The organism is Bacillus sp. MT94, assembly GCF_058792475.1.
On record NZ_JBXAEZ010000002.1, the window covers coordinates 689,680 to 707,874 of the forward strand.

Annotated in this window: 18 protein-coding genes and 1 pseudogene; 4 read left to right on the top strand and 15 right to left on the bottom strand. The window is 37.1% G+C overall.

What is annotated here, in order from left to right:
• Positions 1-93: 93 nt before the first annotated feature.
• From AC1Q51_RS09315 to AC1Q51_RS09335, 5 genes are all read right to left on the bottom strand, one after another.
• Entirely contained in the window at positions 94-606 is a 513-nt protein-coding gene (locus tag AC1Q51_RS09315; RefSeq protein WP_000346215.1) for an adenine phosphoribosyltransferase, read from the bottom strand.
• Between the two features lie 47 nt (positions 607-653).
• On the bottom strand, positions 654-2,993 hold the full coding sequence (gene recJ, locus AC1Q51_RS09320) for a single-stranded-DNA-specific exonuclease RecJ (RefSeq protein WP_492331470.1): 2,340 nt from the start codon (positions 2,991-2,993) through the stop codon (positions 654-656).
• 101 nt (positions 2,994-3,094) lie between these two features.
• Complete coding sequence (locus AC1Q51_RS09325) at positions 3,095-3,988, bottom strand: cation diffusion facilitator family transporter (protein WP_000409746.1); 894 nt, start codon at positions 3,986-3,988, stop codon at positions 3,095-3,097.
• A 156-nt stretch (positions 3,989-4,144) separates the two neighbouring features.
• Positions 4,145-6,409, bottom strand: coding sequence for a protein translocase subunit SecDF (secDF, locus tag AC1Q51_RS09330; protein ID WP_097821491.1), 2,265 nt, complete (start codon positions 6,407-6,409; stop codon positions 4,145-4,147).
• A gap of 269 nt (positions 6,410-6,678) precedes the next feature.
• Positions 6,679-6,963 (bottom strand): post-transcriptional regulator, encoded by a 285-nt coding sequence (locus AC1Q51_RS09335; protein ID WP_098329278.1) that lies wholly within the window; start codon positions 6,961-6,963, stop codon positions 6,679-6,681.
• Between the two features lie 185 nt (positions 6,964-7,148).
• Here AC1Q51_RS09335 and spoVB point away from each other — a divergent pair, with 185 nt between their 5' ends.
• Positions 7,149-8,708: a stage V sporulation protein B gene (gene spoVB / locus AC1Q51_RS09340; RefSeq protein ID WP_098235743.1), complete on the top strand. Its 1,560-nt coding sequence runs from the start codon at positions 7,149-7,151 to the stop codon at positions 8,706-8,708.
• Between the two features lie 80 nt (positions 8,709-8,788).
• Here spoVB and AC1Q51_RS09345 read toward each other — a convergent pair whose 3' ends face one another.
• Positions 8,789-9,436 carry a DUF421 domain-containing protein gene (locus AC1Q51_RS09345; protein ID WP_000454821.1) on the bottom strand — a complete coding sequence of 216 codons (648 nt, stop codon included), beginning with the start codon at positions 9,434-9,436 and terminating at the stop codon, positions 8,789-8,791.
• Positions 9,437-9,539: 103 nt separating this feature from the next.
• On the opposite strand from AC1Q51_RS09345, the gene AC1Q51_RS09350 reads away from it, so the two are divergent.
• Positions 9,540-9,923: a TIGR04086 family membrane protein gene (locus tag AC1Q51_RS09350; protein WP_000349148.1), complete on the top strand. Its 384-nt coding sequence runs from the start codon at positions 9,540-9,542 to the stop codon at positions 9,921-9,923.
• 36 nt (positions 9,924-9,959) lie between these two features.
• On the opposite strand, the gene yajC is transcribed toward AC1Q51_RS09350, so the two are convergent.
• From yajC to ruvA, 6 genes are read right to left on the bottom strand one after another with little or no spacing between them, the layout of a single operon-like run.
• On the bottom strand, positions 9,960-10,220 hold the full coding sequence (yajC, locus tag AC1Q51_RS09355; RefSeq protein WP_000991115.1) for a preprotein translocase subunit YajC: 261 nt from the start codon (positions 10,218-10,220) through the stop codon (positions 9,960-9,962).
• Positions 10,221-10,247: 27 nt separating this feature from the next.
• Entirely contained in the window at positions 10,248-11,387 is a 1,140-nt protein-coding gene (gene tgt, locus AC1Q51_RS09360; protein WP_000125365.1) for a tRNA guanosine(34) transglycosylase Tgt, read from the bottom strand.
• A 12-nt stretch (positions 11,388-11,399) separates the two neighbouring features.
• Positions 11,400-12,452, bottom strand: a complete 1,053-nt coding sequence (queA, locus tag AC1Q51_RS09365) for a tRNA preQ1(34) S-adenosylmethionine ribosyltransferase-isomerase QueA (RefSeq protein ID WP_205171543.1) — start codon at positions 12,450-12,452, stop codon at positions 11,400-11,402.
• A gap of 19 nt (positions 12,453-12,471) precedes the next feature.
• Complete coding sequence (locus AC1Q51_RS09370) at positions 12,472-12,672, bottom strand: DUF2905 domain-containing protein (RefSeq protein ID WP_000970410.1); 201 nt, start codon at positions 12,670-12,672, stop codon at positions 12,472-12,474.
• Positions 12,669-13,670, bottom strand: a complete 1,002-nt coding sequence (gene ruvB / locus AC1Q51_RS09375) for a Holliday junction branch migration DNA helicase RuvB (protein ID WP_000344450.1) — start codon at positions 13,668-13,670, stop codon at positions 12,669-12,671. Before ruvB ends, AC1Q51_RS09370 begins: the two co-directional genes overlap by 4 nt.
• 5 nt (positions 13,671-13,675) lie before the next feature.
• Positions 13,676-14,293, bottom strand: a complete 618-nt coding sequence (gene ruvA / locus AC1Q51_RS09380) for a Holliday junction DNA helicase RuvA (protein ID WP_000464511.1) — start codon at positions 14,291-14,293, stop codon at positions 13,676-13,678.
• Positions 14,294-14,481: 188 nt separating this feature from the next.
• On the opposite strand from ruvA, the gene AC1Q51_RS09385 reads away from it, so the two are divergent.
• Positions 14,482-15,426: an iron-hydroxamate ABC transporter substrate-binding protein gene (locus tag AC1Q51_RS09385; protein WP_000823606.1), complete on the top strand. Its 945-nt coding sequence runs from the start codon at positions 14,482-14,484 to the stop codon at positions 15,424-15,426.
• Positions 15,427-15,437: 11 nt separating this feature from the next.
• Here the strand turns inward: AC1Q51_RS09385 and AC1Q51_RS09390 are convergent, their stop codons facing one another.
• The gene (locus AC1Q51_RS09390; RefSeq protein ID WP_000871172.1) at positions 15,438-15,968 is read right to left on the bottom strand and encodes a BofC C-terminal domain-containing protein; all 531 of its coding nucleotides are present in this window, start codon (positions 15,966-15,968) and stop codon (positions 15,438-15,440) included.
• A gap of 407 nt (positions 15,969-16,375) precedes the next feature.
• Between AC1Q51_RS09390 and AC1Q51_RS09395 the strand changes: the two genes are divergently transcribed.
• The gene (locus AC1Q51_RS09395; protein WP_141548226.1) at positions 16,376-16,810 is read left to right on the top strand and encodes a branched-chain amino acid ABC transporter substrate-binding protein; all 435 of its coding nucleotides are present in this window, start codon (positions 16,376-16,378) and stop codon (positions 16,808-16,810) included.
• Between the two features lie 33 nt (positions 16,811-16,843).
• Here AC1Q51_RS09395 and AC1Q51_RS09400 read toward each other — a convergent pair whose 3' ends face one another.
• Together AC1Q51_RS09400 and exsA are read right to left on the bottom strand one after the other, a co-directional pair.
• The gene (locus AC1Q51_RS09400) at positions 16,844-17,491 is read right to left on the bottom strand and encodes a YhcN/YlaJ family sporulation lipoprotein (protein ID WP_016080194.1); all 648 of its coding nucleotides are present in this window, start codon (positions 17,489-17,491) and stop codon (positions 16,844-16,846) included.
• Between the two features lie 178 nt (positions 17,492-17,669).
• Positions 17,670-18,195 (bottom strand): annotated as a pseudogene (gene exsA / locus AC1Q51_RS09405) (spore coat assembly protein ExsA); the annotation flags it as partial.

An 18,195-nucleotide genomic window follows, 5' to 3' on the forward strand; every position in this document is an offset into this window, starting at 1 on the left:
CCATGATTTTTTGTTCAATTATACAAAAGTACCCGCTCCTCTCCAAGAGATTCACGGGTACTTTTTATCACCGTAGTTTTACCTATATAGTGATTAGTATTTTTCTAATACTAATACATCGTAACCATCTAACATTTTACGACCATCTAAGTAAGTAAGCTCTACTAAGAATGCAATCCCTGCTACAACTCCGCCTAGCTCTTCAACTAACTTAATTGTCGCTTCGATTGTTCCACCTGTAGCTAATAGATCATCTGTAATTAATACGCGTTGACCTGGCTTAATTGCATCTTTATGGATTGTTAAAACATCTTTACCATATTCTTTACCGTAGTCAACTGTAATTACTTCACGTGGTAATTTTCCTAATTTACGAACTGGCGCAAATCCTACTTCTAACGCATAAGAAACTGGGCAACCGATAATGAAACCACGAGCTTCTGGTCCTACTACAACATCGATATCTCTTTCTTTTGCGTACTCAACGATTGCATCTGTTGCTGCTTTGTATGCTTTACCGTCATTCATTAAAGGTGTAATGTCTTTAAACACAATACCTTCTTTCGGATAATCCGGTACAATTGCGATATGTTGCTTGAAATCCATATTTCTGAATCCTCCTCAGATCTAAAAGGTTTGTAAATACAAATCCTTTACCCTAACTGTTCTACTTCTTTATGATTACGAATCGTTTCAAACCATGTATATAGTTGCTGATATGTGCTATAAACCAATTCTTTTTCTAATTGTAAGTGGTTCATTTTCTCACGATATGTGTTCGATTCAATTAAATCACGCTTTTGTTTTTTGTCTGCCATAAAAATGACGCCATCTTTTATTGTAACAAATTCTAACTCAAAAAACACCTGTGTCATGAAATTTACTGTATCTTTTGACCAACCTTTATGGCGACATAGTTGTTCTCCATATTGTCTTAAAGAAAATGGTGTTTTTTGGCTTAAGAAAGAATAGTACCATTTAAAGTGTTCTCTCGTAGGAACTGTACTAAATAGATGGTTATTTTCTTGATAAAATAGCGTATAAATTCGCGCTGGGAATCCTACTTTAAATAGCTCACTTAATTCATCTGTTCCTTTTGGTAAATCAAGTAACACGATATATTGATCATCTAAATGCGTTACTTCTGAAGCATGCATGAGCTTCTCTTTATAGCTCTCTAAAGAAAATTTATTCAATACCTCTTCAGAAAAATACACCATTGTTATTTTTTCTTTCGGAAGTTCTGCTAAATTTGCTTCTGCATTACGCATACTACGCCAATCAAATAATTGCCACGCCTCTACAGCAATATCTTGTACCATTAATTGTGGCTTCTTAAAATTATTCCATTCATTGATGGATGCTTCTCCTATTACAGATACTTTTGCAACTGGAGAGATTTCTTTCGCATATGCACCAAAACCAAATCCAATTGTATCCAGTGTTGCTTGTCCATCACGAAGAGCCATTTTTAAATGAGAGCCATCTGATCCGATTGCGCGAATACTTTCTAACTCTGCATCTTTCACTGCAATACGTGGTTTCGGATTTCCAACACCAAATGGTGCTAACTTCTGCATATCTTCAATTGCCGCTAGTGTTACATCCTCTACTTTGCAAAAAACATCAACTGCTGTAATTGGAATAAAATCTTCTTCTGTTAAAATTGCATCTGCTTGTTCATTTAAGCGGCGACGTAATTCATCTACATCATTCATATGTAGCGTCATTCCCGCTGCCATCGGATGCCCTCCGAAGTGTGGCAATAACTCTCTACAATCTGATAAATTTGCAAACAAATCAAATCCTGCAATACTACGCGCTGAGCCTTTTGCTGTTTCTTTTATAGGATCAATGCATAATACAATAGTCGGACGATAAAAACGTTCAACTAATTTAGAAGCGACAATCCCAATTACACCCGGATTCCAACCTTCTTTTGCAAGTACTAACACTTTGTTTTCTTCTGGCGGGAAGTTATTTTCAACTTCAGCGATAGCCTCTTCTGTAATTTGCTTTACAATATCTTTTCGCAGTTTGTTCAGCTCATCAATTTCTTCGGCTAACTCTTTTGCTTCCTCAGGATCATTTGATAATAAAAGGTGTACAGCCGGCGTTGCATCTTCTAAACGCCCGACCGCATTAATACGCGGTGCAATTGAGAAGCCAATACTCTCTTCTGTAATTTCACTTTGCGAAACGTTAGCAACTTTAAACAATGCCTTTAAACCAATATTTTTCGTCATACGCATATGTTTTAAACCGCGTTTCACTAGCAACCTATTTTCACCATGAAGTGACACTAAATCGGCTACTGTACCGATTACTGCAATCTCTAATAAATGTTCTGGTACACGGCCTAATAGTGCATGTGCAACTTTAAACGCAACACCTACACCAGCTAAATAGTGAAACGGATATACACCGCCATCTAATTTCGGATGTATAATCGCAAGTGCTTCTGGCAATTCTGGCGGTGGCTCATGGTGATCTGTAATAATTAGATCTATTCCAAGCTCTTTCGCTACATTCGCTTCATGTACTGCTGCGATGCCAGTGTCGACAGTAATAATCAGTGAGAACCCTGCGCTATGCGCCCAACGAAACGCTTCTTCGTTCGGCCCATACCCTTCTGTAAAACGATTTGGAATATAAAATTCTACTTCTGCACCTAATTCTTGAAGAGCAAGATATAACACAGTTGTACTACTTACTCCGTCTGCATCGTAATCACCAAATATTAATATTTGTTCTCCATTTTGAATCGCCTTATTTACACGTTCTACCGTTCTATCCATTCCTTCTAATAAAAATGGATCATGAAATTCTTGATTTTCTGTATTTAAAAAATCTAAAATCTTATCTTCTGTATCTAGTCCTCTACCGAGGAATAATGAAACGACAAGTGGCGATAACTGTAATTTACTTGCTAATTCACTCACTCGTTCGTCATTATATTCTTTTTCTTTCCAACGCGTCTTCGGTTGTAACACGAAATCACCCCTTAACCTGTTCATTATACAAGACAGATTAAGGGGTGACAATATAATGCAAACTACGATGCAATATCTATATACTAAAATGTTAATGATGTTTAATTTGGAGAATACGGATTTATATGTACGAATACATTTTGTACATTATCTTGTTTCATAAGTATTTCTTTCACATGTTTTCCAATACGGTGTCCTTCTTCTACAGTAATGTATGGATCTACAGACACTTTAATATCGACAATAACATAATGACCATGCTCCCGTGCATATAAAGAACCAATTTTTTTCACACCATCTACTTGAAGAACTGCTTCTCTAAGCGGAATAACATCCTCCTCATGAAGAACATGGTCAAGCGTTGCATGAATTGCTTCCGCTCCAATGCTCCATGCCATTTTTACAACAAGAAGCGAAACAACTAATCCTGCAATCGGATCAGCATATACAAGCCAGTCTATACCAAGCTTACCACCGAGTATAGCTGCACAAATACCGATTAAAGCTGCAATTGAAGAAAATACATCTGAACGGTGCTCATATGCATTTGCAATAATTGCATCACTATTTACCCTTTTCCCTAATCGGAATTTATATTGAAACATTCCTTCTTTCACGACGATTGAAAGAACAACAGCAAAAATCGTAATTCCTTTCGGCGGTTCTAGTTCTTGCGAAAAAGCTTTTATAGATGAAATCGCGATTTCAAGTCCCACAATAAATAATAATACCGCAACAATAATCGCTGAAATCGATTCCGCTTTACCATGACCATACGGATGATCTTCATCAGGTGGCTGCTTTGCCGCTCGCAATCCAAAAAGTACAGCTAGCGAACCAATTACATCTGATGCAGAATGCACCGCATCTGCTAGCAGTGCTTTACTGTTCCCAATATAACCAATTACCGCCTTTACAATTGCTAATATAATATTACCAACGATCCCGACAATAGCACCAAACTCGGCCTGTTTAAAACGTTCATCTTTTTCCATAATTAAAATCCCTTCTTTTCTTAACCTATCTTTTTATTTTAACAAAAACAGCGATAACACCACCACTTTCTTCCATCTTCTTCCCATCAAAAAGTTGCTATCTTATTGTATCCACAAACGAAAAAAGAGATGCCTCATAATAAGGCATCATCTTTTCTATACTTGCGGTTCAGATTCTACTTTCTCAACCTTCTTCTTGTTTTTCCCCTTTTTCAAACGACGGTTTTCAAGCATTAACCAAATTTGAGAGGCAACGAAAACAGAAGAGTACGTACCTACTATTAATCCAACAAGTAACGCAAACGAGAAGTTACGTAGTGACTCACTACCAAAGATAAGTAGTGCAATTACTGGGAGTAACACTGTTAATACGGTGTTAATCGAACGACCAAGCGTTTGGCGAATACTTGCATTTACAATTTCCTCTAGGTCTTTTATATCGCGCACTCGTTTTTTCTGTTTGTATAATTCACGGTTTCTATCAAATGTAACAATCGAGTCATTAATAGAATAACCGATGATTGTTAGTACTGCAGCGATAAACGTTAAGTCTACCTCTAATTGGAAAATACTAAACATAACAACCATAACGAATGCGTCATGTAATAATGCAAGTACTGCAGATAACGCATACGTAAATCGGAATCGAATACTTACGTATAAAATGATAACTGCAGAAGCAATCAGTACAGCGATAAATGCATTTCGTGCAATTTCTTTACCGATTGTCGGTGAAACTGTACTTATGTTTGGATCCGTACCATATTTATCATGGAAGAATGTTTTTGTTTTCGCAATTTCATCTTTTGATAAAACACCTAATGTACGAACTGCGAAACCTTTATTGTCATCCCCAGTCGGTACAATATTTTCTTCCTTCACATCAATGTTCAACTCTTTAAAATCTTTATGAACATCAGCTACAGTAAGTGCTTGTTTTGATTGCAAGTCCATACGTGTACCACTTGCAAAGTCAATACCAAGATTCAATTTGAAAATTGGCAGGATAATTGCACCTGCAATTACAACTACAATTGAGAAGATAAGGAATTTATGACCGATATTCACGAAGTTAATACGATCAAATTTCGTTGGTGGATGTACTACACCTTTTGTTAACGGAATAATATCCTTTTGTTTCACACCAAAATATGATGGTTTTTTATCGAAGTAACGGCTCTTTACAAGTAAACCTAGTAAGAAACGAGTACCGAATACGTTCGTAATGAAACCGACTAAAATACTTACGATTAAACTTGTTGCAAACCCTTGTACTGAGCTTGTACCATATACAAATAACACACCTGCAGCTGCAAGAGTCGTAACGTTCGCATCTAAAATTGTTGCTAATGAACGATGGTTACCAGCTCGGAATGCTGACATCATGGACTTACCAATTTTCAGCTCTTCTTTCAGTCTCTCGTACGTAATAATATTCGCATCAACTGCGATACCTACCCCGAGCACTAATGCGGCAATACCTGGTAATGTCAGAACCGCATGCATCCAGTTAAAGACAAGTAATGTAACAAAAATGTATAGACCTAACATAATAACCGCTACAAGTCCTGGTAAACGGTAATACACAAGCATAAATAAGAAAATAAGAGCGATACCAATCGCACTAGCGAAAATTGTTTGGTCTAATGCTTGTTGACCAAATTTCGCTCCAACAGATGTTGAATACATTTCTTTTAAATCAACAGGCAGTGCACCTGCATTTAATAAAGATGAAAGTTGTTTCGCACTTTCAACTGTGAAGTTTCCACCTACGATAGATACTTCAGCTTGGTTAAATACTTGGTTTACTGTTGCTGCTGATAAGAACTTTGGATTCGGTTTTGCAGATTCTGCTTTATACGAATCTTTTCCTTCTTCAAAATCAAGCCAAATTACCATTAAATTCGTTGGTGGTGGCATTTTAGAAATTTTTTCAGTTACTTCACGGAATTTTTCAGCGCTTTTTAGTGTAAGACCTACGCTCGCACGGCCTTGCTCATCAAATGTTTGCTTCGCTCCGCCGCCTTTTAAATCCGTTCCATCCATAAGAAGGTTATCATCCACATCACGGAATGTTAATTTCGCTTGTGTTGATAACATTTCACGTGCTTTTTGCTGATCTTGTACACCAGCAAGCTGTACACGAATTCGATCTTGCCCTTCGATTTGAATGTTCGGCTCACTTACACCGAGAACATTGACACGATTTTCAAGAGCACCTACTGTACTTACAAGTACGTCTCGATCGATTTTATCACCTTTTTTGGCTGGTTTTACTTCATACAGAATTTCAAAACCACCGCGAAGGTCTAGTCCTAGACTAATTCCTTTTGCTATGTCTTTTCCTGCCGCACCAATTACTCCACCGATTAATAAGACGATGAGGAAAAAGGCGGCAATTCTCGTACCACGCTTTGCCATATGTACCCTCTTTCTGCTACTAACACTTTCAATAAATCTTTTACGATTCACTGCTATACGTGTGCATACGCCTAGTTAGTAGACTTCCTTTCTATAATTTTTGCTAGCTCATCACTAGCTGTATAGGTAAGCTTTTACACTCCCTACACTTTCATCATTTATTTTCCTCTTCACTACCTCCTTTATATATAATCTTAGACACAATTATTTCCTCTTTATCAATACATATCATTATACTGCAAAAGGAAGAACAAACCAATTGCAGTCGGTTATTTATTTTCGTACTCATCAAATGACCAAAGCGGTGCTTGGTAAGCTTCAACAGTTAAATATGTCATATATTCATTAGTACTTACTGTTAATACGTCATTAACTAATTCATACAATCTAACATCGCTGTCTATCTTCTTCCACTTTTTCACTTTGAGAAACCTCCAAATGTCATCATCTGTTACTCGGTCGTAACCGAACATTTGAAACTCTTCTACTTTACTTTCTAAAACGACTTGTAACTGTCCGCGGTATGATTCTACCAAAGCCTCTCTATCTAACATTTATAACATCTCCTTCTTATTTCAGCACGAAAAAGTCGCTTTAATCCCGCTCTAATGGACAGCAATAACTACTTTCAAGAGCACTATCATACTTCACTCTCTTAAATGCTTGTCATTCTTGTCTCGTACGTGCATATAAATTATTGTAAATCATTCCATTGATTTTGAGAAGGTAGGAGAAGAACATGACGAGACAAAGCTTTTTAAAAGGCGCATTTATTTTAATGATAGCCGGCTTTATTACAAAAATACTTGGCTTTATCAACCGCATAGTAATGGCACGTATTTTAGGAGAAGAAGGCGTTGGTCTTTATATGATGGCCGTTCCTACATTCATTTTAGCAATTACATTGACACAAATTGGTCTTCCTGTCGCCATCGCAAAATTTGTAGCAGAAGCGGAAGCTGTAAACGATAAACAAAGAGTTAAAAAAATATTAACCGTATCACTAGCTGTTACATCCGTTATTAGTATCATTTTAACAATCGGAATTATGTTCCTCACGCCTATTTTAGCAAAAACATTATTAACCGACGAAAGAACGTACTATCCATTAATGGCCATTTTGCCCGTTGTCCCGGTTATTGCTGTTTCTTCTGTTTTGCGTGGTTACTTTCAAGGGACACAAAACATGAAACCTAGCGCTTATGCGCAAGTTCTAGAACAAGTCGTCCGCATTACCATTATCGCTATATGCATTCAATTATTTTTACCTTACGGCATAGAATACGCTGCAGCAGGCGCTATGTTATCAGCTGTTCTCGGTGAAGTTGCATCCTTATTATTTTTACTCACGTTATTTCAGCGAGAAAAACATTTATCAATACGCTCTGGATTTTTCACTACTGTAAAGGAAAGCAAAGGGACATTTTATTCTCTGATGGATATTGCCCTTCCAACTACAGGAAGTCGTTTAATTGGCTCCGTTTCATATTTTTTTGAACCTATTGTCGTTATGCAAAGCTTAGCAATCGCTGGTGTCGCTGCTTCTGTTGCAACCCAGCAATACGGTATATTAAACGGTTATGCATTCCCGCTTCTATCACTACCCGCCTTTATTACATACGCTCTTTCTACAGCGCTCGTCCCTTCTATTAGTGAAGCAATGGCAAAAAGACAACATAAATTAGTGGAGCACCGTTTACAACAAGCACTTCGAATTTCATTAATTACCGGCGGATGGTCTGTCGTTATATTATACGTATTCGCTTCTCCTGTTTTAACTCTTATGTATGGATCAGACAGCGCAACAGCATTCATTCAACTTCTTGCGCCTTGCTTTTTATTTCATTATTTCCAAAGTCCACTTACCTCTGTTTTGCAAGCTTTAAACTTAGCAAGGGCTGCAATGATGAATACATTTATTGGTGCCATCGTGAAATTAATCGTTATTTTTGTACTAGCATCAAGGCCAGAATTTCAAATGATGGGGGTTGCACTTGCTATCGCTGCAAATATTGTAACAGTAACATTTCTTCACTACGCTACTGTTTTAAAAAAGATTACATTTACCATTTACGCAAAAGACTATATTTTCGGCGGACTTGCCATCGGTATCGCAGGCGCCTTCGGTTTTTATCTCCATAAATATATTATTTTCTCTCATTCCCTTGGCATACAAACATTATGGGAAATCACTTTAACAACAATTGTTTATATCGTACTTCTCTTCACTTTCAAACTCATTCGAAAAGAAGAGTTAAGTCGTCTCCCTATCATTCGTAAACTTTCATTTTTGAAATAAGATGAAACTTTAATCAGTGGGGTAATCTCCACTGATTATTAGTTAAACCAATCATTCTTACTCTTTCAAAGGATAAATCTCTAATTTTCTTTTACATCAACAAAAAATTGTCCGTTTTGAAAACTACAGTATAAAATTTGTGTTACATCGTTATAACCTAAGTTTTTTAATTTCTCAATAAGCCATTCATCTGTATGCTCAATCATTTGTAAATGACTAGATTGAATTTCTCCATCAATAATAAGAGGAAGCGTAAACTGTAATGTATCTTGTTTATTTTTTTGTTTTTGAAAGACAGATAACTTCCCAGACGGTTCCAAAATAGCATATTCTACATCCCGAATATCTCCAACTCCTTGTTCCCTTAATTGCATCATTAAATCATCTATATTATACCGTTGCTTTCTCATCTTCTTTTCATCAATCTTCCCCGCGTTTACAAGAATAGCTGGCTCACCTTCTATTAAATGCCGAAAGCGTTGATACTTTAGGGAAATGACTGACAAAATAATTTGGATGCACATAAGAAAAGTCATCGGAACTAATTGATGCCAAAGTGATTTATCGGTATTTTCAATTGCCACTACGGCCATTTCTCCAAGCATAATAAATACGACTAAATCTAATACACTTAGCTCTCCTATCTCACGTTTACCCATAAGACGAAAAATAATTAAGATGATGATATACAAAAGCATTGTCCGTCCAATTATTGATATCCATTCCATTTCTACATCTCCTTTTTTACGTATAGACTCCCCTATAAAAAAGAAACTAGTCTAACTTGGGCAAAAGGAAAATATGCTTGTATTAAAAAGGGGGAATGCATAAATGGATGGAACGAAAAAATTATCAACTGCAATTGGCTTCGGTATTGTTACACTACTAATTCTTGCATCTATTACCAGTATGATTATGGCTCTTTTATTAAAGTTTACAAATATAAATGAAGGGACATTAACCGTTACTATTTTTATACTCGCTCTTTTATCTATGCTTATGTCTGGATTTACTGCCGGCAAAAAGGCTCAAGGAAAAGGTTGGCTAGTAGGTTTCACAACAGGGCTCACATTCACTATACTCGTCTTTCTAGTTAACTATTTAGGCTTTTCTCAAACCTTATCGAACTCACAATTACTTTATCAATTAGCATTAATGGGGGCGAGTACACTCGGTGGTATTTTCGGTGTAAATATGTCAAAGCAAAGTAACTAAAAAAGGCCCTGCACATTTCATGCAGGGCCTTCCACATTAGTTTTTCACAACTTCACGAATCGCATTGCGATCGAAAGTTAAGTGTGAACCACCAGATTTAATAACGATTTTCGTCTCATCTACTGATTCGATTGTACCGTGTAAACCACCGATTGTTACGATAGCATCACCTTTTGCTAACTCACTTTGCATTTGAGCAACTGCTTTTTGACGTTTTTGTTGCGGGCGAATTAATAAGAAATAGAAAATCGCAAACATCGCAACGATCATAACGATATTCATCATACCTGCATTCATCTTTTGTTCCTCCTTTTAAATTATGTATTAGAAGTTTTTAGCATTCGGTTTATTAAAGCCATACTGTTCAAAGAACTCTTCGCGGAAATCGCCAAGACGGTCTTCACGAATAGCTTGTCTCACCTGCTCCATTAAGTTTAACAGAAAATGAAGGTTGTGATAAGACGTTAAACGAATTCCGAACGTTTCATCACATTTCATTAAGTGACGAATATACGCACGTGAGTAGTTTTTACATGTGTAGCAATCACAGTTTGGATCAAGCGGACCGAAGTCTCTTGCGAATTTCGCATTTTTTACAACGAGTCGACCTTCACTTGTCATACATGTACCATTTCGAGCGATACGAGTTGGAAGTACACAGTCAAACATATCAATACCACGAATTGCACCATCGATTAATGAGTCAGGAGAACCTACACCCATTAAGTAACGAGGCTTATTATCTGGAAGAAGTGGTGTTGTAAACTCAAGTACACGGTTCATAATATCTTTCGGTTCACCAACAGATAAACCACCTACAGCGTAACCAGGGAAGTCCATTGAAACAAGGTCTTTCGCACTTTGACGACGAAGCTCTTCGTACTCCCCGCCCTGTACAATACCGAATAAACCTTGATCTTGCGGACGTTCATGCGCTTTTAAGCAACGTTCTGCCCAGCGGCTCGTACGCTCTACAGATTTCTTCATATATTCAAAAGTAGCCGGGAATGGTGGACACTCATCAAATGCCATCATAATATCCGAACCTAATGCATTTTGGATTTCCATCGCTTTTTCTGGTGATAAGAATAATTTATCTCCATTTAAGTGATTACGGAAGTGAACGCCTTCCTCTTCAATACGACGGAAGTCACTTAAACTGAATACTTGGAAACCACCAGAGTCTGTTAAGATTGCACGATCCCAGTTCATAAATTTATGCAAGCCGCCTGCTTCACGAATAATTTCATGACCTGGACGTAGCCATAAATGATACGTATTACTTAAAATAATGCCAGAATCCATTGCTTTTAATTCTTCCGGTGACATTGTCTTAACTGTCGCAAGTGTACCAACTGGCATAAATGTTGGTGTATCAAATGAACCGTGCGGTGTATGCACACGACCTAAACGGGCACCCGTTTGTTTACATGTCTTAATAAATTCATAACGAATTGCTGTCATAACTTACTCCTTTTATTTGTTTCTCATTTTAGCGTGAGATGCAACGAACATTGCATCACCGAAGCTAAAGAAACGATATTTTTCTTTTACTGCTTCATTATAAGCATGAAGTACATTATCTCTATTTGCAAATGCACTTACAAGCATGATTAATGTTGATTTCGGCAAGTGGAAGTTTGTAATTAAACCATCAATTGCTTTAAATTCATATCCCGGATACATGAAAATATCTGTCCATCCAGAAGCGGCGCAAAGCTTACCGTCATGATCTGTTGCAATTGTTTCTAACGTACGAGTTGATGTCGTACCTACAGTAATAATACGTCCACCATTCTCTTTCACACGATTTAATAATGCCGCTGTCTCTTCAGACATATGGTAATATTCTGCGTGCATATGGTGTTCTTCAATCGTGTCTGCAGAAACTGGTCTAAATGTTCCAAGCCCTACGTGAAGTGTAATGAATGCCAACTGAACGCCTTTTTGCTTTAACTTCTCAAGTAACTCTTCTGTAAAGTGAAGTCCCGCAGTCGGCGCTGCTGCTGAACCGATTTCTTTCGCATATACTGTTTGATAGCGATCGCGATCTTCTAGCGTCTCTTTAATATATGGAGGAAGTGGCATTTCCCCAAGTTCATCTAAAATTTCATAGAAGATGCCGTCATATGAAAATTCAAGCTGACGTCCACCTTGATCTGCAGTTCCTGTGCAAGTTGCTTTTAATTTCCCTTCGCCAAAAGAGATAACAGTTCCTTCTTTTACACGTTTCGCTGGCTTTACAAGCGTTTCCCACTTATCGCCTTCTTCTTGTTTTAAAAGAAGTACTTCAATGTGCGCGCCTGTATCTTCTTTCACACCGTGCAAACGAGCAGGCATAACTTTCGTTTCATTTAAAACTAAGCAATCCCCCTCATGTAAGTAAGAAAGAATGTCCGTAAAATGTTTATGCTCAATATCACCTGTTTCACGGTCTAACACCATTAATCTTGATGTTTCACGATTTTCTAACGGGACTTGTGCAATAAGTTCTTCTGGTAAATGAAAATCAAACAGATTTATATCCATAGCTATATCCACCTATTTCTTATTTAAATCGATTTATTATATACATAATAAAAGATAGTACAATACTTAACACAATACATGTAATGATAGGAAAATAAAAGGTAACGTTTCCTTTTTTCACAAAAATATCGCCTGGAAGCCTGCCAATGAACTTCCAAGCTAATCCAACAACGATGAGTAAGATTCCCGCTGTAATAAGCATTTTGGGCATCTCCATCATACTTTTGGCATCTCCATTCCGAAATGTTCATACGCAAGCGGCGTTACAATTCGGCCCCTTGGCGTTCGTTGTAAAAAGCCAATTTGTAATAAATACGGCTCATACACATCTTCAATCGTATGAGATTCTTCTCCAATTGTTGCTGAAACCGTTTCTAATCCAACTGGACCACCACGGAATTTCTCAATAATACCAAGCAGTAATTTATGATCAATATGATCTAGACCTAATTTATCTACTTGCAGTAGCTCTAATGCCATTTGCGTAATTTCCATCGTAACCGTTCCGTTACCACGAACTTGCGCGAAATCACGTACACGTCTTAAAAGACGATTCGCAATACGAGGTGTACCACGAGCACGTCTTGCAATTTCTAATGCAGCTAACGAATCGATTTCAACTTCAAACACTTCTGCTGTACGTTCAACAATCGCAGAAAGCTGATCTACTGTGTAGTACTCTAACCTTGAAAGTACACCGAAGCGGTCACGAAGCGGTGCCGATAATGCTCCGGCGCGTGTCGTTGCTCCAACTAATGTAAATGGCGGTAAATCTAGGCGTACAGAACGTGCTGAAGGCCCTTTTCCAATTACGATATCAAGGCAAAAGTCTTCCATCGCAGGATACAATACTTCTTCAATTGATCTATGCAAACGATGAATTTCATCAATAAATAATACATCCCCTGGCTGAAGCGCTGTTAATACAGCAGCTAAATCTCCTGGTCTTTCAATCGCGGGACCTGAAGTTGTTCTAACATTAACGCCCATTTCATTTGCAATAATATTCGCAAGCGTCGTTTTACCAAGACCTGGCGGTCCATATAAAAGCACGTGATCTAACGTTTCTTCACGCATTTTCGCTGCTTCAATAAATACTTCTAAATTATGTTTCGCTTTATCTTGGCCAATATACTGACGGAGCGTCTGTGGCCGTAATGAATATTCTAAATCCGCATCTTCATATGCAGATTCCCCTGAAAGGAGACGTTCGTCCATTATACTCACCTCTTACCATTTAGTAAAAGACTAAGTGCCTTTTTAATATACTGATCCGTCGTTAATGATTCTTTTAATAACTCTGGTACAACGCGAGAAACTTCGCGTTCTGCGTATCCAAGTGCGCGCAGAGCTTCCAGTGCCTCATCAAGCTCAGCTGATGAACCTTTCTTCTCATCAAAACGTTCTGTGTCTGAGAATAAATCCACAAATGCATCTGGTACGACATCTGCTAGTTTTCCTTTTAAATCTAAAATCATTTGGCGTGCTGTTTTCTTTCCGACGCCTGGGAATTTCACTAAAAACTTCTCATCTTCATGCTCAATCGCTTGAACGACCTGTCCTGTTTGACCAGAAGCTAAAATTGCAAGAGCGCCTTTTGGCCCAATGCCAGACACGCCTAACAACTTTGTAAATAATAAACGCTCTTCACGTGTTTTAAACCCGTAAAGTGCCATAATATCTTCTCTCACATAATGATATGTATAGACACGGATTTCTTGCTTACTTCTTTGAAATACATAAGGATTCGGTGTGAAAATTTGATAACCAATTCCATTATGGTCAATTACGACATATTCCGGCCCTACATACTCCACGTAACCTGTAACATATTCAAACAAAATACGATCTCTCCCTCTTAAATCATGTATTCCATTTTAACATATTTAATGATAGAAAAGCGAGACTGCCCCAACAAATGTTCTCCACTTGAAACTTCTGTTATTTTCCATTGACAGAAAGGTTAAAGCACCTTAATATACAGAGGTCGATAATGATTATCAATACTAATTAAAGGGGTTACATCAGGATGAAACGTAAGCTATTTATTTTATTTACTATTATGCTTGTTGTTCTTTCTATCGTTGGCTGTTCTTCTCAAAAAGAAGAATCAAAAGCAAAAGAACAACCGAAAACAAAAGTTGTAAAACATGCTAAAGGTGAAGCTACAATTCCAGTAAATCCAAAGAGAATTGTTGACTTATCTGGATCAACAGAAGAACTATTACTTCTTGGACACAAACCTGTTGGTACAGCAAATACATATAAAGATAAAATCCAAAATCACTTAACAGACAAATTAGATGGAGTAAAAGCAGTTGGTTGGTACTGGGCACCTAAAGTTGATTTAGAAGCTGTTACTGCTTTAAAACCAGACTTAATAATTTTAAACAACCGTCAATTAAAAATTTATGATCAACTAGAAAAGGTTGCACCTACAGTTGTTCTAGAAACAAACTTAGAAGACTGGCGTGGTAAGTTTAAAGAAGTAGGTAAGCTATTTGACGAAGAGAAGAAAGCAGACAAATGGATTGCAGACTACGATAAGAAAGCAGACTCTTTATCTAAAAAAATTAAAGAGAAAACAAAAGATGAGAACTTTATGTTCGTTGCAGTTACACCTCAAAACTTCCGTGTATACGGCAGCTTCGGATACGGTGACATCATCTTTAACGACTTAAAACTTCCTGCAACAAAAGGTACAGATTTAAAACAAACGATGGCGCAAGTATCACTAGAAGGTCTAGTTGCATTCCAGCCTGATCAAATGTTTATTGTAAACTTCGGCGGCGAAGCTGATAAAGTGTACGAAGACTACAAAAACAGTGCCGTTTGGAAAGACAATAAAGCAGTTAAAAATAATCACGTATATGAAGTATCAAATGAAGTCTTCAATACGAAAGCATTCAATCCAATTGGAAAAGATATGCTAATTGATGAAATCGCAAAAGAGATTTTAGCTAAAAATAAGTAAGAAAAAGCAGCTCACCATGAGCTGCTTTTTTTCTTATTTTGCACTGCGTATTGTTTCATTTTTTCAATCGTCTTTACAAAACCTTCTTTTGATTTAATCCGAATACCACGCTTCAATTTCGCACGCTCATAACTCTCAAGCTTTTTCATATCAATTTGAAAGAAAGAATGGATCGCATTATCACTTTTTGGCACACCTTTGAAAATTTGTAATATCCCTTCCTCTGAAACACCAAAATATCCGCTCGTTTTCAATAACGGAGAAATATCATCAACTTTCTTTTGTAATACGATTTGTACATCATCACGATCAACAAGTTGCCATTCTTTATATTGCTGTAAAAACTTTTCTAAATCCGCTACTTTTTCTGTAAGTATTTCCTCACTTACTTCTCCATCAACATACATACGCTCTAATAAAATTGTAACCTCAGGTTCTTTTTCCGTTACTTCTGGTACTGGCCCTTCCGCCTTCACATTCGTTTCATAAACGAAACAAAACATCATAACGAAAGCTTGCATCGCAATCAGTATCCATTTCATTTCCGTTCACCTCTTTTAGGCAAGATCATACTTTCATTAGTAGTTTTTCCGGAAATGGTGGTTTTATCCATATTACATTTCTTTCGAAAAATAAAAAATGCAGATAAGGGTTTACCTCATCTGCATGTATCATTTACTTTTATATAAAATGAAAGACGCCTGCAAAGCAGGCGTCTTGATGCGTTTACGGCGAGAGACCAGGCGACCACATTCGCGTGTTTAGCACTTAAGCATATCTCTCGTCTTACGTAAATTAGCTCATCGCTTTGTTAATATAACATTAATAAATTATAAGTGCAACATGTTTATAAAAATATTTTATTCCCTCTGTTATCCAAACGAACGATATGTAAATTATAAATTGATAAAAGTAACAGCGAAATCATAATAAACAGGAGATGGATATTGTGAAAAAAATAAAGGATGAACGTCTCATTCTGAAAACATTAAAAAACATACGTATTGCCTTTCTTTTTCAATCGCTTGGTATAATTGGCATTTTAGGTTATATCGGATTCACTGAAGGAATGGATCAAATTACGAAATCTCCATTATGGCTATTATTTATTCTTACAAGTATCGTCCTTAGTTATTTACAGTTAAGTGTTTCAATCGATGTAGAAGAAAGTGAAAAGGAAATAAAATTAACTCCTTATTATAAACTTGTCTTCCGCTCCCTTATTGTAGGAATCGTTATGGCTATTATTTATATTATTTTGAGTCCAGAAAGACCACTGTTTGAAGCTATTTTAACAGGTAGTATTCTTTTCATATGCTTTTTAGTTTCTTACTCCGTTGGTTATTTTATTAAAAAACGTCGTTTACAAGACAACGATGAATAAAGAGGAAGGGCTACCCCTTCCTCTTTTGTTTTGCTATCGTACTGTACCAGTTAAACCGTAACGAATGTCTCGGAACATATTCACTATGTCACGATTAAAATCGTTTGTAACTGTACCGTTACGTAGACGAGTACTCATTGCATCGACACGAGTAAACATATCATTTCTTACAGAAACATATACGTTTCTGTTTCCAACTTCATTTGCAACAGCTTGACGAACTTCATTTGCAAGCGCTGTTTCATTCGATACTGGATTACGTGGTTTTACCGCAATCGCTACATCGTTTCCATATACAACTGTAGACACACGGTCTACGTTATTCATACGTTTCACACGATTTGTAATTCTTTCTGCTGTTTTACCATCATTGTTAATGTATGAATTGTTCATTGTAATATTACGTGTTGGATGTGGATTAGCAATTTGGCCATTATAATTTACATCGCGGTAATAATTATTATATCCTGTATCGTTACGACCATTTCTATATGTTACATAATCTGTATAACGATCATTACGCGTTACATTATCACGATACTGGTGTGTATCATTATAAGATGTACGCTCGTAATTGTAGTTACGTCCATCCATTGCATTGTTATCTTTTGGTGTACCACATGCAGCTAATGCACTGGTAACTAACAAAGAAGCAGCAATCACTTTTACTTTCGTATTCAATACAAAAACCCCCTCTGTTAGAATGAGCTTCTCTACTGAAAAGCTCCCTCTTATGATGAGTAACAGAGAAGGTTTTTACACTGTTAATATTTCACTGGGAATTTTCTAGCACCTCATAAAAAAACTGCATTTTCTTAATTAACACGCATGCAAAAAAGGCGGGAATACTCCCGCCTTTTTAAACTTCTTCTTCGTCCTCTTCTTCTGAAACGGGCTCTCCAAATACATTTGGTGGATCTGGTTGATAATACATCGTTCCTGGCTGTGGTGCATATGCAGACTGAGTTGGTTGATAATATAAAGGATTCGCATATTGCGGACCACCTGGTTGTGGACTATATAGTCTACTTTCTCCTCCGCATCCACAATCTTCCTCACCCTGCACAAGCGGCGGCATATTATTATCCATTGGCATCATATTCGGATTTGGCATAGACGTATATTGTGGTCCAAACGGCGCTCCTTGCTGATATGGCATTTGATATGGATTTGGTTGTTGATAATACGGATTCGGCGGCATCATGGGCTGTTGATACGGCATTTGATATGGCATCATATTCGGCATTTGATTGTTATCCATAATTGGCATCATATTCGGTGGTTGGTTGTTATCCATAATTGGCATCATATTCGGCATTTGATTGTTATCCATTATCGGCATCATATTCGGCATTTGATTGTTATCCATTATCGGCATTATATTC

Excerpts from the sequence above, each read along its gene's own strand:
- AC1Q51_RS09345 (WP_000454821.1), bottom strand. The coding sequence starts at position 9,436 with ATGGAATGGATATCAATAATTGGACGGACAATGCTTTTGTATATCATC.
- queA (WP_205171543.1), bottom strand. The coding sequence starts at position 12,452 with ATGGATATAAATCTGTTTGATTTTCATTTACCAGAAGAACTTATTGCA.
- AC1Q51_RS09325 (WP_000409746.1), bottom strand. The coding sequence starts at position 3,988 with ATGGAAAAAGATGAACGTTTTAAACAGGCCGAGTTTGGTGCTATTGTC.
- AC1Q51_RS09370 (WP_000970410.1), bottom strand. The coding sequence starts at position 12,672 with ATGATGGAGATGCCCAAAATGCTTATTACAGCGGGAATCTTACTCATC.
- AC1Q51_RS09315 (WP_000346215.1), bottom strand. The coding sequence starts at position 606 with ATGGATTTCAAGCAACATATCGCAATTGTACCGGATTATCCGAAAGAA.
- tgt (WP_000125365.1), bottom strand. The coding sequence starts at position 11,387 with ATGACAGCAATTCGTTATGAATTTATTAAGACATGTAAACAAACGGGT.
- secDF (WP_097821491.1), bottom strand. The coding sequence starts at position 6,409 with ATGGCAAAGCGTGGTACGAGAATTGCCGCCTTTTTCCTCATCGTCTTA.
- AC1Q51_RS09385 (WP_000823606.1), top strand. The coding sequence starts at position 14,482 with ATGAAACGTAAGCTATTTATTTTATTTACTATTATGCTTGTTGTTCTT.
- spoVB (WP_098235743.1), top strand. The coding sequence starts at position 7,149 with ATGACGAGACAAAGCTTTTTAAAAGGCGCATTTATTTTAATGATAGCC.
- ruvB (WP_000344450.1), bottom strand. The coding sequence starts at position 13,670 with ATGGACGAACGTCTCCTTTCAGGGGAATCTGCATATGAAGATGCGGAT.
- AC1Q51_RS09390 (WP_000871172.1), bottom strand. The coding sequence starts at position 15,968 with ATGAAATGGATACTGATTGCGATGCAAGCTTTCGTTATGATGTTTTGT.
- AC1Q51_RS09335 (WP_098329278.1), bottom strand. The coding sequence starts at position 6,963 with ATGTTAGATAGAGAGGCTTTGGTAGAATCATACCGCGGACAGTTACAA.
- AC1Q51_RS09350 (WP_000349148.1), top strand. The coding sequence starts at position 9,540 with ATGGATGGAACGAAAAAATTATCAACTGCAATTGGCTTCGGTATTGTT.
- yajC (WP_000991115.1), bottom strand. The coding sequence starts at position 10,220 with ATGAATGCAGGTATGATGAATATCGTTATGATCGTTGCGATGTTTGCG.